Source organism: Wolbachia sp. wLmal, assembly GCF_049435495.1.
Classification (GTDB): domain Bacteria; phylum Pseudomonadota; class Alphaproteobacteria; order Rickettsiales; family Anaplasmataceae; genus Wolbachia; species Wolbachia pipientis.
The window spans coordinates 327,742-342,500 of the sequence record NZ_CP185405.1; the positions used below are offsets into that span (position 1 = coordinate 327,742).

A 14,759-nucleotide genomic window follows, 5' to 3' on the forward strand; every position below is an offset into this window, starting at 1 on the left:
CTAAAATTTCAGCTATATTCTTTAGGCTGTTTTTCAACAGTAGAATGGTGTGCTGCGACCTCTTGCTTAACATCTAAGCTTAAGTCAATTATTGAGATATTTTCTTCATCATAATCTATGTCTTTTATTAACATATCGTCAGTAATAGTCAAAAGGTCAGGCGGAGAAAGAATAGTTCTTTTATTACCAGCTCTCATTCCCACAACTCCAAGCTCTATAGCAAGTGGTATTTTTTTATCGCCAACCCTAAATTGCACTGTTTGATCTTTGACTATATATTCCCCATTATGCTCCTTTACGCTATATTTAACCGATATCTCATCACTGCACCTTACTTGTTTTCCAGTCTTGTTAATTAAGTCATTAAAAACCATCAGATTATTTACTGAGTCGGGATATTTATCCTTTACTTCGATCAGTTTGACGTAATAAGAATTAAAATTCATTTTGTTCTCATTGGCAATAGTAACTACACGCTCTCCGCCTTCTTTCATACCTATTACCCCTAAACTCACTTCTTTTAGGTCATCTTGACCTATTTTCAAAGTAACATCAGAAACTTTGCTAGGGAGTGTTGCTGAGTTATTATTAGAAATTTTATATATTTGCAATAGGACTTCCAGGCCACAAAAAGCCTTGCTGCCACTGCCTTCAGTAATTTCATAAAAATTTATTAAATCTTCTTCCTTTTGCTGCGTTATTTCTTCTAAATATTCTGTCAGCCCATGCTTTTCAATATAGCGGTCAAGTGCTGATTCAAGTATTGGCTTCACTAGGTAATGTGCTATCGTCTGTATCAAACCACCATGCGTGGCATTTATCTCATAAAGCTTGTCCTTTTTTTCCGGTTTACCTTTGTTTATATAGACAATAGTAAACACAAAAGCAGAAGTTAAAGTGAGAATCATTACTACGGAAATAAGCATTTGTAATATAATTTTTCTAACCATCTTTCTTTACTTGATTCAATAAATCATATAAATAATTAGTATCCCCTGAAAGCGCACTCAAATTATCCAAGCCTTGTTTAAAGAGGCCGTCTATATAGTCCTCTACTTCACTTTTACCAAGCACAGACATAAGATTATTTGTTTTATCTTGTTCGTAGTCTTCAATATCATCCTTAGCTTGAAAGATAAGCCCTAGATTTATTCCATAGTTATATAACGCTTTACGTTGCTTGTCTGTAGCACCCCCGATTATAGCACCTATTTCACATGAAGCTGCAAATAGTTTTGCGGTTTTCATCAAATGAATTTCTTTTATTTTATCAGCTTGGCCCGACGTCATTCCAGCGTCATACATACAGCCGTACGAATGTTGTAGTTTTAAGGTAGAAAGGGTGTCATTCAAGTAGCGGACACTGGAATCCATTTCATGTTCAGCTCCACTATCGCATGGCTTTTTGCACGAAATGCTTGTAGGCAAAGCCTTCTGGATCCCAGTGTCCGCTACTTGAATGACAGAGGGTTGGGGGCTAAAATCTATATGCTCACTGTTAATATCTAAAGCCTGTCCTCCCACCATTCCCCTAATTCCTATTGCCTGAGAAAGAACTTTTATGATCTCACAGCGTTTCTCATTTAACGAAGATAATACCTCAAAAGCCAGAGTAAGTAGTGCATCTCCGGCAAGCACTGCTGTTGCTTCATCAAATTTTTTATGGCAGCTTAGCTGGCTTCTGCGAGTATCGCTGTTGTCCATGCACGGTAAATCATCGTGAATCAGAGAGTAAGCATGAACAAATTCAATTGCTGCAGCAACTGATATTACTTTTTTAGCTTCCGCGTTAAACACTCGCGATGAAGCTACGACTAAAAAGGAGCGTATATGTTTTGCAGGAGCAAGGAGTATATAACGCATAGCTGATATAAGCTTATTCTCGCTATTTTCGGGTAAGAGTTTATTTACTTCTACAATAAGCAAATTTTTTGTTGTTTCGTCTAGCATTTTTGAATTGTTAACTGTTTAGCACGTAACGCTAGCCAGCTAGGGCAGTAGAAAACTTTACTGTAATTTACCAGTTATAAAAGATATTGCAAACATAAAAATTTTTTATAACATCAAAGAATAGGTTATTTTTTTGGTAAGAAATGTGAATAGCGAACTAGCAAAGAGCACTAGAGAAGACATAGAAGAAAAAGTGAAAAAGATTATACTAGAGCATATTAGTAAGGATGTAGAGAAATTCAACAGCTCTTCAAAGCTTTCGGAGCATGGTACAGACAGCTTAGATGCAGTTGAAATCATCATGGCAGCAGAAGAAGAGTTTGGAATAGAAATTCCAGATGAAGACGCACAAAAAATGGAAACTATGGAGCAAATAGTTGAGTACATTAATAATAAAAAAGGCTAATAGTTAGTGTTAAATGAGCAGAAGAGTAGTAGTCACTGGTGTTGGCTTAATCACTCCACTAGCGGCAGATGTTGACAACACTTGGTCAAGGCTAATAAAAAGTGAGTCTGGCATAAAAGCAATCAATACGGATAGATTTGACTCTTCTGATCTTGCTTGCAAAATTGCAGGGCAGGTGCCGTTGCAATCAGATAACATTGAGCACCATTTCAATCCACTAGATTATATTTCTGAGAAAGACTCAAAAAGGACAGATCGTTTTATCCATTACGGTATTGCAGCAGCTATTCAGGCAGTAGATGATTCATTAATTTTGGAAAGCCAAAATATCAATCGGGAACGTGTTGGTGTGACTATTGGCTCTGGTATAGGTGGTCTTCCGTCAATTCAGGAAAATGTTATTACCATGCAGGAAAAAGGGCCCAGACGTGTCAGTCCATTTTTTGTCCCTGCAAGTCTAATAAATTTGATATCTGGCCATATTTCTATTAAATACGAATTTACAGGTCCAAACGATTCAGCAGTAACCGCATGTGCAACAGGTGCGCATGCAATCATAAACTCAGCAAGAACTATAAAACTTGGTGAAGCGGATGTTATGATTGCAGGTGGAGCAGAAAGTGCACTGTGTAGAGTTGGAATTGCAGGTTTTGCATCTATGAAGGCGTTATCAACTAAATTTAACGATAAACCGGAAGAAGCTTCAAGGCCATGGGATGAAGAACGCGATGGTTTTGTTATGGGTGAAGGAGCAGGTATATTGGTGCTGGAGGAATACGAACATGCGAAAAAAAGGGGGGCAAAAATACATGCTGAACTGGTTGGGTACGGACTCACAGGAGATGCGCACCACATTACAGCACCACATCCAGAAGGAAGAGGCGCATTTAAGGCAATGCAGCTTGCTTTAAAGAGCGCACAAATTAATCCCAATCAAGTAGGGTATATCAATGCACATGGAACTTCAACGCCACTTGGAGATAAAATTGAAGTAATAGCAATGAAACAGTTATTCGGTGACTACGTTTATAAAATACCTGTTTCTTCAACTAAATCTTCTATAGGACATTTACTTGGTGCTGCAGGGAGCGTTGAAGCAATATTCAGTATTCTTGCGTTAAATAATGGAATTATTCCGCCAACCTTAAATTTACACAAGCCTTCAGAAGGATGTGATTTAAATTTTGTACCGTTTAAAGCTCAGGAGCATAAAATTCAATATGCACTTTCTAATTCGTTTGGTTTTGGTGGCACTAATGCATCGCTCATATTTGGACAAGTTTAGTTGATGTCACCCCAGTGTCTTCCTCTTGTCATTCCAGTACCCTCCTCTTGTCATGCAAGCAGCTCTCCTACTGTCATCCCAGCACGTGCTGGGATGACAAACGGTTGTGAAAGGGAATACATATAAAAATTAAACTATCAATAGCAATTCAAAAAGAAAAAATATTCTATTCATCCCTGAAGAAGTATTTTATTGACAATTTATGAATAAAGATCAATAATGCAGAAAAGGAATTGGTGGGCGTATGCATGAATTTAACCACTATTAACTGTACATTATTTGTTGTAATTACATATTTTTTGACGTGCATTATAGCTTGGTGCTTACCTTTCAAAGACATAACATTATTAGCAACATTTGTTCCGGCTTCAGTTGCAATTTTGCTAACCATTTATAATAAACAGAAGGTAAGGGATCTTTTTAAACTTAGTTCGCCAAAAAACTGTCTATTAGGGTTTATACTTATTCTGGTAAGTATGCTAATTTCCAATGGTCTTTTGTCAATTTACTGCGGTTTTTCATTTTTCCGAGAGTCTTTTACGTTAGACCGTGTAAAGGATTTGAGTGCAGTTTTGAGTCTATTGGTGATGTTATTTGTTTTATTATCAACCTTTGTGATGTGGATCATTATGTCTCTTGGTGAAGAGATCGGTTGGCGTGGCTATCTTTTAAAAAATCTTAAAAGCAAAATATCAAATTTTTATATCAGAGCAATTATTGTCGGTATTATTTGGTCAGTATGGCACATACCAACTTATGTGGTTGCTGGCTCAGCTTTGTGGAAGGATGGCTTTACATTCCCGACTATTTGTGCTTATACCCTTTATATTTGTGCAATGTCTATAATGTTTACCTAGTTGTTTGAAAAAGACAACTCGATTTGGCCAGTAACTATTGCTCATGCAACAAATAATCTTGTGTATAGTGTTTTGAGCATTCTAATGCCGTCTCCTCCTCTGTCAACTTTCGATGCAGTAATTCGCCTTACATTAGGAGCAGCTGGTTATTTCATTGTTGCAATTGGTGTTATTTGGTTTGATAAAGCTCGAGAGCGTCATTTGAGTAATTCATAGTATAAAATTTCGGGGGCAATTCGCATCAGGTGTCATGCAGGTAGCATGACACTGGGATGATGAGGAAGAAAAAGCAAATTTTGCCTTTTACGGTCAATCTATTATACTTAGTAAGACTTCAATAAACTAATGAATTATACTTTATATCTAATTAAATGCACAAGATATTAATAAGAAATAACTACAAACCTTTGGTCGGAAAAATCAAGATTAATGGCTCAAAAAATGCTGTTTTACCAATAATGGCAGCAAGTCTATTAAGTAGCTCCCCGGTAATTTTGCATAATGTACCTGATTTAATTGATGTGCATCTAATGTCTAAGTTGCTTGAAAGTCTTGGAGCAGAAGTGAACTTTATGCACAATAAAAATTATAAAGCGAACCATACTTTGAAAATTGACTGCAGCAATATCAACAATTACGTGATGCCATATAAAACCGCAAGTAAGCTAAGAACTTCTTTTCTAATATTGGGTCCAATGCTTAGCAGATTTGGCAAAGCGAGAACAGCATTTCCTGGTGGATGCAACATTGGAAAGCGTCCCGTTGATATGCATGTTAAAGCATTAGAAGAAATGGGAGCTAAAATTGAAATTGACGGCTATAATATAATTGCAACAGTGAAAGGAAAGCTACAAGGAAAAGAAATCACATTTGAGAAAATAAGTGTTGGCGCAACAGAAAATGTAATAATGGCAGCAACATTTGCAGAAGGAGTGACAACAATAAACAATGCTGCAACTGAGCCGGAAGTTCTTGATTTAATAGATTTTCTGAAGAAAATGGGTGCTGATATTGAAATTGATAATACAAAGGTCATAATAACAGGAGTTGAAGCACTAAATGGATGTGTTCATAAAATAATACCAGATCGCATAGAAGCAGGCACCTATGCACTAGCTGCTATAATAACCGGTGGTAAGTTGGAGTTGGAAGGAATAAATCTATCTGATATAAGGTGTATTACAAATGAGTTGGAGACTATAGGAGCTATGGTTGAACTGTATGATGGAGGCATTGTTATTTCCAGAAAAAATGGCTCTATTAAGTCTGCTAACGTTGCGACAGATCCATATCCCAATTTTCCCAGTGATATGCAACCACAACTGATGTCTGCAATGTGCATCGCTGATGGGATATCAGTAATTGAAGAGAACATTTTTGAAAACAGATTTACACATGCAGATGAATTGAGAAAGTTAGGTGCTAATATCAGCATCGAGAAAAGCAAAGCTACTATAAGTGGAATAAAAAGCTTATCTGGAGCTAATCTATATGCTACTGACTTAAGATCAACAGCAGCTTTGGTGCTTGCTTCTTTGGTAGCCGATGGAGAAACTATAATAAACAATTCACATCATTTATGGAGAGGATATGAAGCAATGCATGAAAAACTCAATTCATGTGGAGCTGATATCTCCATTTCGTCTTGAGGATATTTTATGAATGAAGCAACCAAACGAACTATAGTAAAAGAAATAGATGCAATCTTATATGAAGAACATAAGGTATTAGACCATGGATTTATTCGAGTAGTGGATTATATGGGCTCTGATAGCGCTATAGTTCAAGCTGCTCGTGTTTCTTATGGCAAGGGAACAAAACAGATAAGTCAGGATGAAGCACTTATAAAGTATTTAATGAGACATCATCATACAACTCCATTTGAAATGTGTGAAATTAAGTTTCACGTGAAACTTCCAATTTTTGTTGCAAGGCAATGGATAAGGCATAGAACTGCAAATGTGAATGAATATTCAGCAAGGTATTCAATACTTGATAATGAATTTTATACACCTAAACCAGAACAAGTTGCAAAACAATCTGACAATAATAAACAAGGTAGCGGGGAAGCTTTTGATCCAGATACCTCAAAGGAAATAATAGATTCTCTAACAAATGACTCTAATTTAGTATATTCTCATTATGAAAAATCTATTGAGCAGGGGCTTGCAAGAGAAATTGCCAGAACTAACCTAATGCTTAATTACTACACGCAATTTTATTGGAAAATAGATCTGCATAATCTCCTTCATTTTTTGAAGCTTAGAGCTGATAAGCATGCCCAATATGAAATCAGAGTTTATGCAGAAGTTATGCTGGATATAATAAAAAAATGGGTTCCACTGGCCTACAATGCCTTTGTTGAATATTGCCTAGAATCAGCCTGTATTTCAAGAACTGGTCTAGAAATAATTCGCAAATTAATTAAAGGGGAAAACGTTACTAGAGAAGAAAGTAATATTGGTAAAAGAGAATGGGGCGAGCTGATGTCTATACTTGATAAACAATCTTAAAGATAAAGGCATACGTGTCAATCTCCTCTGTCAGTTAACTCTCGTTCACCAGATTGAATCTTGCTTTTTACATCACATTAACTCATCACTTTTATAGAACATCTCATTAAAATCATTTAGAGTTCCAAAATCCTGACCCTTGATAAACAGGTGATCATTAGCAACATGTGCTTCATCAAGAGTAAACAGCTCGTAATGATGATTGTGAGCGGGCCTAACAATTTCATTATATAAAACCATTACTTGTTCGTAGTTATATCCATCGCCAGCATGATATTTACCACGTACGGTATCATAAAAATTCTTTACATCATCATATGTCACTTGCAGCTCCACCTTATACTTTCCCACTTCAAGAGGACTTCCTGTCTTTATTTTTGAGGGATGTTGTGAATTTGCAACACTGTTAGAAGTTTCTGCTTCAATATCAGAATTTTTATCCATATTTTCTATCACACTTGCCATAACAGTTTCTTGTTCATCTTCTGTTGGTTTTGTTTGTTTTTCAGTCTTATTACTGCTACCGTCAGTTTCCACAGTTACTTTTTTTACTTCTATATCTTTTTGAGCTTTCTCATTACTTTGCTTGTGTATTTCATCTCCATGCAATTTTTCCTGCAGAGCTTTTTTCGTATCAGCATAATCATCACGATTGCTTTGCAAAGCTGGTTTATAACTGCTGCTATCATCCGCTTGCATTTGATCTATATAGTTAGATTCTTCTTCCTGTATAGTATTTTTTGCGTTATCCTCACCAACCGTTCCTTTCTCCCCAGACTTGGCTTCACTCTCTACCACAACTTCTTCGTCTACTTGCTCATCATCAATTGTAAATTCAGTACCTATCTGATTGCTATCTTCCTCCAATTCATTAGATAATTTTTCAGATAGCTGGTCACCACTCAAATATGGTTCCTTTGAATATTTAGCATAATTATGGGGATCGGTTCTGTTTTCTGAATAAAACCCACTTTCAAAGTCTGAGTAGGAGCTTTGATTGAGCACAAAAAATAAGTTTTCATAATTAACCAGCATATCACTATCAGGGCTAACAAAATTTAAATATTCATCGCCTTCCCATTCTGGGTGGTGTCTATACTCTGCTATGTAGTATTTACTAGAGTCGAGAGGTATCTTGTCACCTTCTTCCCCATCAAGTTGTAAAACTACTGCTGAATGCCCATTACCTAAATCATTACCTTTTACCACTTTGAATATTTTAATCTCATCCTTTTCTACAAGTTCTTTTAACTCCTCGTTCTTTTCATTTAACTCTTCCTCCCTTTGTCTTTCTGCTTCTCTCTCTCTTGCCAATCTTTCTGCTTCTTCATCAGCTTTCTTCTGCAGTTGTGAGAATACATTTTGTAATATATCTTGTGTGGTTAAGCTATTTGTGTTGCTTAAAAAATTATCTAACACATTTGATGCAATTGGTGACAATTCACCGTGATCATCAAATACTTTTTCCTTTGCTTTATCATAGTGATTTGGGTTATAGATTGCATACAGAGGATAAAAACCATAATCTGCAATTGACGCTCCGTCAGGTGATAGTTCCATTGAGAATCCATAGTAATTAAGTGGAAGATTGGAGGTTAAATATTTACCGTTATCATCCCTAACGTGTAGCTCACTTCTACCATTGTGCTCACTATATTTGTTGTAGTAGATATAAAAATTCTCATGGTTAAGATTGAAGTGATCATCTAGATTATCGAATTGAATTGTACTGCCAAGCTTCTCGCGCAAAAGATTTTTGCTTTCATCTGTAAGCTTTATATGTGCAGAAAAGTAGTATCGATCTATAGGTTCGCCTTTTTCTATTTCAAAGTTCAAAGTAATCTTGTCGTTGACCATTGGTAGCCTCCACAAATTCTATAAATCATTTTATTTATCAATCATACGGTCTGTACTATGAAAAATGTGTTAAACGTTAAGATTTTCTCTGTACCGATTCATCTATATTGCCAAGCTTAATAAAGTTACAAGCTCTTTAAAACAATGTTAAACTCAATCACTATGGCAAAAACAGTTGACGTATTACTACCACTTCCAATTGATCAGTTATTTTCATATGCAATTGAGGAAAATACTGAGATTTTACTTAGAGATTACGTAGTGGTGCCATTTGGCAAAAAACGCTTAATCGGAATAGTTTGGAAATACAGTGATAAAAGTAACCGAGAATTAAAATTTATTGAGCAAAAAATTGATTTACCAAATATTAGACCAAAATTGATTGCATTTGCAGAGTGGGTTGCACAATACAATTTAATACCTATTGGTATGCTTGCCAAAGTGATAATGGGAGGAGTGTTAAAAGTAAATCACATAGATAAATTGGTTTGTGTTGAACAAAAGCAGGAAATAAGTGAAATAAGTTGCCAATTAAGCCCTGAACAGCAGATAGCTAGTGATAAAATAATCAGCAATTTGAACGAGTATTCAGTGACTTTGCTTGACGGTGAGACAGGATCTGGAAAAACGGAAGTTTATCTCTCTGTGATTGCACAATTGATTAAGAATTACACTGCCGTTCCAAATGCTGCTCAGACTTTACCATCCCAGTGCCCAGAGACACAACTGTACGAACATTGTGATTTTGGTCTACCAAGAGGGTGTCATCCGAGTAGCCTGACACTGGGATCCAGTTTTTCATATAACCTCATTACAAATGTTTATTTTAACTTAAAACCAATACCTAATTTACAATCAAAATTCCTGGATTCCAGTGTCAGCTACTTGAATGACACCTTTATACTCAAGGCAAAACCCACTGTAACATTTAGCATACCGTCTTTGCCACGTACTAGTATGACACCAGAATATGTTGAAATGACATCAGGAGAAGGTAATACACAAATTTTAATCCTCCTACCTGAAATTGTTTTAACTTCACAATTGGTAAATCGTGTTCGCGGTCAGATATCAAAAAACTTAGTTGAATGGCACTCAGGGCTCACTCCAAAAACTCGCCGGAATAATTGGCTCAATATAGCAAATGGAAATGCGCAGATAATTATTGGTGCACGGTCAGCGCTTTTTTTGCCTTATAAAAACCTAAAATTGATTATCGTTGATGAAGAGCACGACTCATCTTTTAAACAAGAACAGGGAATTATATATAATGCTCGAGATATGGCGATAATCTTAGCCAAATTTGAAAATATTCCGATTATTTTATCATCAGCTACTCCACTGCTTGAAACGATTCATCATGTTAAAAACGGGAATTACAATCATGTAAAGCTAACTAAGCGATTTGGTGGTGCAGAATTGCCACTCATTAAGGTAGTAGATATGAGGAACAACAAGCAATGGATCTCCTCTGAGCTTTTTGAAAGCATCAAACAAACCATAGAGAAAAAACAGCAGGTTATGCTTTTTCTAAACCGCAGAGGGTATGCACAACTGGCAATTTGTAAAAAGTGTGGATATAAAATTTCCTGCTTAAATTGTGCTGTTTGGCTTACATATCACAAGAAAAAAAATGCTCTTTTGTGCCACCACTGCTCTTATCAATTGAAACTTCCAGAAAAATGCTCTAATTGCCAAAGTGAACAGCCATTGTCCCTCTACGGCATAGGAATTGAAAGGTTACTTGAAGAAATGGTGAAATTAATACCAAACGCAAAAACTGCGATGATAAGCAGCGATCAGAAGTCGGTTAGTAACATCATTGATTTAGTGTTAAAGGAAGAGGTGAACATTATAATCGGCACACAGATAATTGCTAAGGGGCACAATTTTCCCAAATTAACTTTGGTTGGAGTAATAAATGCAGATTTGAGCCTCGAAAATTCTGATTTAAGAGCAGCGGAAAAGACGTATCAATTATTGCACCAAGTTGCAGGCAGATCAGGAAGGTTTAATGAAAAAGGAATGGTAATAGTGCAAACTAATAATCCTGAAAGTTCAATAATAAAAGCATTGCTGCATCAAAAAAGAGACTCATTTTATGAAATCGAACTTAAGTCAAGACGCGAAGCCAAAATGCCACCATTTAGCAGATTAATAGCGCTTATAATTTGTGGTAAGAATCAGATTGCAACACAAAAAGCAGCGAATGAAATAGTAAAATCTCTTCTTTGTTATCCAAGTAGCTTAACTACTTGTATCCAGGAAAAAAATGTAGGTGTAGACAGAAAGGAATTTGAAATTCTTGGCCCATCACCAGCAGCAATAAATTTTTTAAATAATAAGTATCGGCATAGGGTATTATTAAAAATACACAATAAACACAGTTTATCTATACAAAAAAAGCTGAAATATTGGATTAAAAATTGTAACTTGAATTCGAGTATTGCAGTGATAATAGATGTTGATCCTGTGAGTTTTTTTTAACGAGTTCCGTTAAGCCTTCTTGCCAATTACCACAACATTCTCACTGGGAAAAAAATAATCAGGTACAGCCATATTTTTCGGTGCAGGACCCCCAATCACTCGGCCTGATGTATCATAATATGAACCGTGACAAGGACAGAACCAACCATTACCATCTCTTGTAGCGTGGTCAACCGGTATACACCCAAGATGTGTACATATTCCAAGCATAATTAACCATTCGTCTTTTCCTTCGTATACTCTCTGCTCATCTAATTGAGGATCCCTCAAGCTCTTCACATTCACAGCTCTTGCAGCCTCAATTTCTTGCTTTGTGCGTCTACGAATGAATACTGGTTTACCTTGCCACTTTACTTTTACTCCGTGTCCTTCCTGAATTCCAGACAAATTCACCTCCACTGTGGAAGTTGCTAGAACTTCAGCAGAAGGATTCATAGATTTAACCAGTGGCCAAAGTCCGCTTGCAGCTCCTATACCTGCCATAGCGCATGTAGTTAATGTTATAAAATCTCTCCTACTCTTATTTTTAGTAAGATCTTTAACAGGAGGTGTTTTTTTATCCTCTTTGTCTGCCAGTGGTTTTTTATTTTTAGTTAATTTTTTGTCCATTGATCTTTACTTAGCCATAAGTATATATTTTAATTTAAATACTGCGTATTAATCAACAAAAACTTGCGCTTTTTGTTTAACCTATACTACGGTTAAGAAGCGATAGAGTTTTCAACTTCAAAAATACTATCTTCAGTGGAATCAGGATCTTCAATTTTCGCTACTGACACCACTTTTTCTCTACTTTCTGTTTTAAACAGAGTGACTCCTTGAGTGCTGCGTCCTGCAATTCTAATCTCATTGACCGAAATGCGAATTAACTTTCCTTTATCTGTAATAAGCATTATATTATCACCCTGCTCAACTGGAAAACTAGCAACAACATTACCGTTTCTGCTAGTAGTAAGAATATTGGTGATACCAACACCACCCCTGTTAGTTACTCTATACTCATACGCAGAAGTTCTTTTACCAAAGCCATTTTCAGTAATAGTTAATATAAACTCCTCATTCACTGCAAGTTTTAAGAATAATTCGTTATCTATTTCTAAATCATTCAAAGTCTTTTCCAATTTAGAATCAATGGAGTTATTAATTGCAGTTCCCAGTCTTTTTGCAAGTGGAACTTTTAAGTAAAGTTCTTTTGTTTCTGTTGCTACACCTATCCCATTTAATATGGTCATGGATATCACGCTGTCATTCTTTGCAAGTTTGATACCTATTACGCCATCTGAATTGCGACTTTTAAATTGACGCACATCACTTACAACAAATCTGATACTTTTGCCGAATCTTGTTGAAAGAAAAACATGATCAATTGCATTGCATACTTTAACCGATATTAATTTGTCTCCTTCATCGAGCTTTATTGCTATTTTTCCATTGCTTGGAATATAGTGAAAGTCCGCTAAAGAGTTACGCCTTATGTTTCCATGAGCAGTAGCAAAAACTATGTTTTGATTTTCGTCATTTTCACTTGGCAATGGCATGATATTAGTTATAGTTTCACCATCGCTAAGCGGAAATATGTTAACAAGTGCTCTTCCACGTGCAGTTGGTTCTGCAAGAGGCAACTTATAAACTTTTAATCTATAAACTCGACCAATATTAGAAAAGAATAAGAGGCTAGTGTGGGTATTCCCAACAAATAATTTTGTGATTACATCCTCTTCTTTTAATCCTTGTCCTAGCTTTCCTTTTCCACCACGACGCTGAGTTCTGTAGTGAGAAAGCTTCACACGCTTGATATAACCATTCATAGTTACGGTTATCACCATATCCTCTTGTGGAATTAGATCTTCAGCTTCAATGTCCGTATCTGATTCCTCTATTGAAGTTTTTCGCGGCACAGCAAATCTGTTCTTTATTTCTTGTAGATTGTTTTTTATTTCCTTCATCAACTTCTCTTCTGAGCCAAGAAAAGCGATATATTCTTTTATCAGGTTGATCATTGAACTTAGCTCAGCTTCTAATTTGTCTTTTTCAAGGCCTGTTAAACGCTGCAGTTTCATATCAAGGATAGCTTTAATTTGTAGCTCAGTTAATCTATACACTCCATCTTTCAAAAAGCTTGCGCTATCTGAAATCAACTCGATGATAGTGTTGATTTCATTCGAAGTTTTCCATTCTTTATTTAAAAGTTCTCTACTTGCTTCCGCAGGATCTTTTGCACCGCGGATGATTTTTATCACTTCATCTATGCTGAGGACCGCAATGTAGAGCCCTATATATATATGAGCTTTTTCTCTCGTTTTTCTTAGACGAAATTCTGTTCTCCTGATTAACACTTCTTTTCTAAAGTCAACAAAAGCAGCTATGATTTCTTTTAACGACATCAAAGCAGGTCTGTTGTTATTGAGTACTAAAGTGTTAACACTAAAACTACTTCTTAGTGGAGTTAGTCCCAATATTTGATTAAGTATAAAACTTGCTTCAGCATTTCTTCTGAGGTCAACTACTACTCTAATACCAGACTTATCGGACTCATCCCTAATTTCTGTTATGCCATCAATTCTTTTTTCTTTTACAAGCTCACCTATCTTCTCAATTAATTTTACTTTATTTACCTGGTAAGGTATTTCATCAATCACTATTGCTTGCCTATCTTGTGGCAGGTCTTCTATGTGAGTCTTGCCTTGCACAACAATTGATCCACGACCCGTTGCAAATGCTGATCTTATTCCAGACCTTCCAAGAATCGTTCCCCCAGTTGGGAAATCCGGCCCTGGCATCACTTCAAGTAACTCATCCAAAGTAACTTCAGGATTATCTACATATAATATACAAGCATCTATTATTTCTCCAAGATTATGAGAAGGAATATTGGTTGCCATACCAACTGCAACACCACTTGCACCGTTTACCAATAGATTCGGAAACTCTGCAGGCAGCACAACTGGTTCTGTTTCATTTCCATCGTAGTTTGGCCTAAAATTAACTGTATCTTCATCAATATCATTTAGTAAAAAGTGTGACACTTTTTGAAGTCTTGCTTCTGTGTATCGCATTGAAGCTGGTGGATCTCCATCTATCGAACCAAAGTTACCTTGCCCATCAATAAGTGGTAAAAGAAGAGAAAAATCTTGAGCCATCCTGACCAAGGAATCGTAAATAGCTGCATCACCATGTGGGTGATATTTCCCCATTACATCCCCAACTATACGAGCTGCTTTTTTATATGGCTTACCGGCATCGAATCCAGCTCTTGACATTGCATATAATATGCGCCTGTGAACAGGTTTAAATCCATCCCGCACGTCAGGTATAGCCCGGCTTATGATAACGCTCATTGCGTAGGAGAGATAAGAATCTTCCAGCTCTTTTACTATTGAGATTGGTACTATATTATCCTGCAT

At 36.2% G+C, this 14,759-nt stretch carries 11 protein-coding genes and 1 pseudogene; 7 read left to right on the forward strand and 5 right to left on the reverse strand.

Going from position 1 to position 14,759, the window contains the following annotated elements; genetic code table 11:
* Positions 1 to 8: 8 nt before the first annotated feature.
* The gene (locus tag ACEL90_RS01730) at positions 9 to 950 is read right to left on the reverse strand and encodes an FKBP-type peptidyl-prolyl cis-trans isomerase (protein ID WP_423349119.1); all 942 of its coding nucleotides are present in this window, start codon (positions 948 to 950) and stop codon (positions 9 to 11) included.
* On the reverse strand, positions 943 to 1,950 hold the full coding sequence (locus ACEL90_RS01735) for a polyprenyl synthetase family protein (RefSeq protein ID WP_423349120.1): 1,008 nt from the start codon (positions 1,948 to 1,950) through the stop codon (positions 943 to 945). Before ACEL90_RS01735 ends, ACEL90_RS01730 begins: the two co-directional genes overlap by 8 nt.
* A gap of 145 nt (positions 1,951 to 2,095) precedes the next feature.
* Here ACEL90_RS01735 and acpP point away from each other — a divergent pair, with 145 nt between their 5' ends.
* From acpP to thyX, 6 genes and pseudogenes are all read left to right on the forward strand, one after another.
* On the forward strand, positions 2,096 to 2,356 hold the full coding sequence (gene acpP / locus ACEL90_RS01740) for an acyl carrier protein (protein ID WP_006279836.1): 261 nt from the start codon (positions 2,096 to 2,098) through the stop codon (positions 2,354 to 2,356).
* 13 nt (positions 2,357 to 2,369) lie between these two features.
* Positions 2,370 to 3,641 (forward strand): beta-ketoacyl-ACP synthase II, encoded by a 1,272-nt coding sequence (gene fabF, locus ACEL90_RS01745; RefSeq protein WP_010082030.1) that lies wholly within the window; start codon positions 2,370 to 2,372, stop codon positions 3,639 to 3,641.
* On the forward strand, positions 3,642 to 3,767 hold the full coding sequence (locus tag ACEL90_RS01750; RefSeq protein WP_423349121.1) for a hypothetical protein: 126 nt from the start codon (positions 3,642 to 3,644) through the stop codon (positions 3,765 to 3,767). It begins immediately after the preceding gene.
* 122 nt (positions 3,768 to 3,889) lie between these two features.
* Positions 3,890 to 4,714 (forward strand): annotated as a pseudogene (locus ACEL90_RS01755) (CPBP family intramembrane glutamic endopeptidase).
* Between the two features lie 155 nt (positions 4,715 to 4,869).
* Positions 4,870 to 6,147, forward strand: a complete 1,278-nt coding sequence (gene murA, locus ACEL90_RS01760) for a UDP-N-acetylglucosamine 1-carboxyvinyltransferase (protein ID WP_423349122.1) — start codon at positions 4,870 to 4,872, stop codon at positions 6,145 to 6,147.
* Between the two features lie 9 nt (positions 6,148 to 6,156).
* Positions 6,157 to 7,011: an FAD-dependent thymidylate synthase gene (gene thyX, locus ACEL90_RS01765; RefSeq protein ID WP_423349123.1), complete on the forward strand. Its 855-nt coding sequence runs from the start codon at positions 6,157 to 6,159 to the stop codon at positions 7,009 to 7,011.
* A 72-nt stretch (positions 7,012 to 7,083) separates the two neighbouring features.
* On the opposite strand, the gene ACEL90_RS01770 is transcribed toward thyX, so the two are convergent.
* Positions 7,084 to 8,868, reverse strand: coding sequence for a hypothetical protein (locus ACEL90_RS01770; RefSeq protein WP_423349124.1), 1,785 nt, complete (start codon positions 8,866 to 8,868; stop codon positions 7,084 to 7,086).
* A 162-nt stretch (positions 8,869 to 9,030) separates the two neighbouring features.
* Between ACEL90_RS01770 and priA the strand changes: the two genes are divergently transcribed.
* A complete protein-coding gene (priA, locus tag ACEL90_RS01775; RefSeq protein ID WP_423349125.1) occupies positions 9,031 to 11,355 on the forward strand; it encodes a replication restart helicase PriA in 2,325 nt (774 codons plus the stop codon).
* Positions 11,356 to 11,364: 9 nt separating this feature from the next.
* On the opposite strand, the gene petA is transcribed toward priA, so the two are convergent.
* The gene (gene petA, locus ACEL90_RS01780) at positions 11,365 to 11,964 is read right to left on the reverse strand and encodes a ubiquinol-cytochrome c reductase iron-sulfur subunit (protein WP_423349126.1); all 600 of its coding nucleotides are present in this window, start codon (positions 11,962 to 11,964) and stop codon (positions 11,365 to 11,367) included.
* 92 nt (positions 11,965 to 12,056) lie between these two features.
* On the reverse strand, positions 12,057 to 14,759 hold the full coding sequence (gene gyrA / locus ACEL90_RS01785; protein ID WP_423349127.1) for a DNA topoisomerase (ATP-hydrolyzing) subunit A: 2,703 nt from the start codon (positions 14,757 to 14,759) through the stop codon (positions 12,057 to 12,059).

Excerpts from the sequence above, each read along its gene's own strand:
- ACEL90_RS01730 (WP_423349119.1), bottom strand. The coding sequence starts at position 950 with ATGGTTAGAAAAATTATATTACAAATGCTTATTTCCGTAGTAATGATT.
- ACEL90_RS01735 (WP_423349120.1), bottom strand. The coding sequence starts at position 1,950 with ATGCTAGACGAAACAACAAAAAATTTGCTTATTGTAGAAGTAAATAAA.
- fabF (WP_010082030.1), top strand. The coding sequence starts at position 2,370 with ATGAGCAGAAGAGTAGTAGTCACTGGTGTTGGCTTAATCACTCCACTA.
- murA (WP_423349122.1), top strand. The coding sequence starts at position 4,870 with ATGCACAAGATATTAATAAGAAATAACTACAAACCTTTGGTCGGAAAA.
- thyX (WP_423349123.1), top strand. The coding sequence starts at position 6,157 with ATGAATGAAGCAACCAAACGAACTATAGTAAAAGAAATAGATGCAATC.
- ACEL90_RS01770 (WP_423349124.1), bottom strand. The coding sequence starts at position 8,868 with ATGGTCAACGACAAGATTACTTTGAACTTTGAAATAGAAAAAGGCGAA.
- priA (WP_423349125.1), top strand. The coding sequence starts at position 9,031 with ATGGCAAAAACAGTTGACGTATTACTACCACTTCCAATTGATCAGTTA.
- petA (WP_423349126.1), bottom strand. The coding sequence starts at position 11,964 with ATGGACAAAAAATTAACTAAAAATAAAAAACCACTGGCAGACAAAGAG.
- gyrA (WP_423349127.1), bottom strand. The coding sequence starts at position 14,759 with ATGCAGGATAATATAGTACCAATCTCAATAGTAAAAGAGCTGGAAGAT.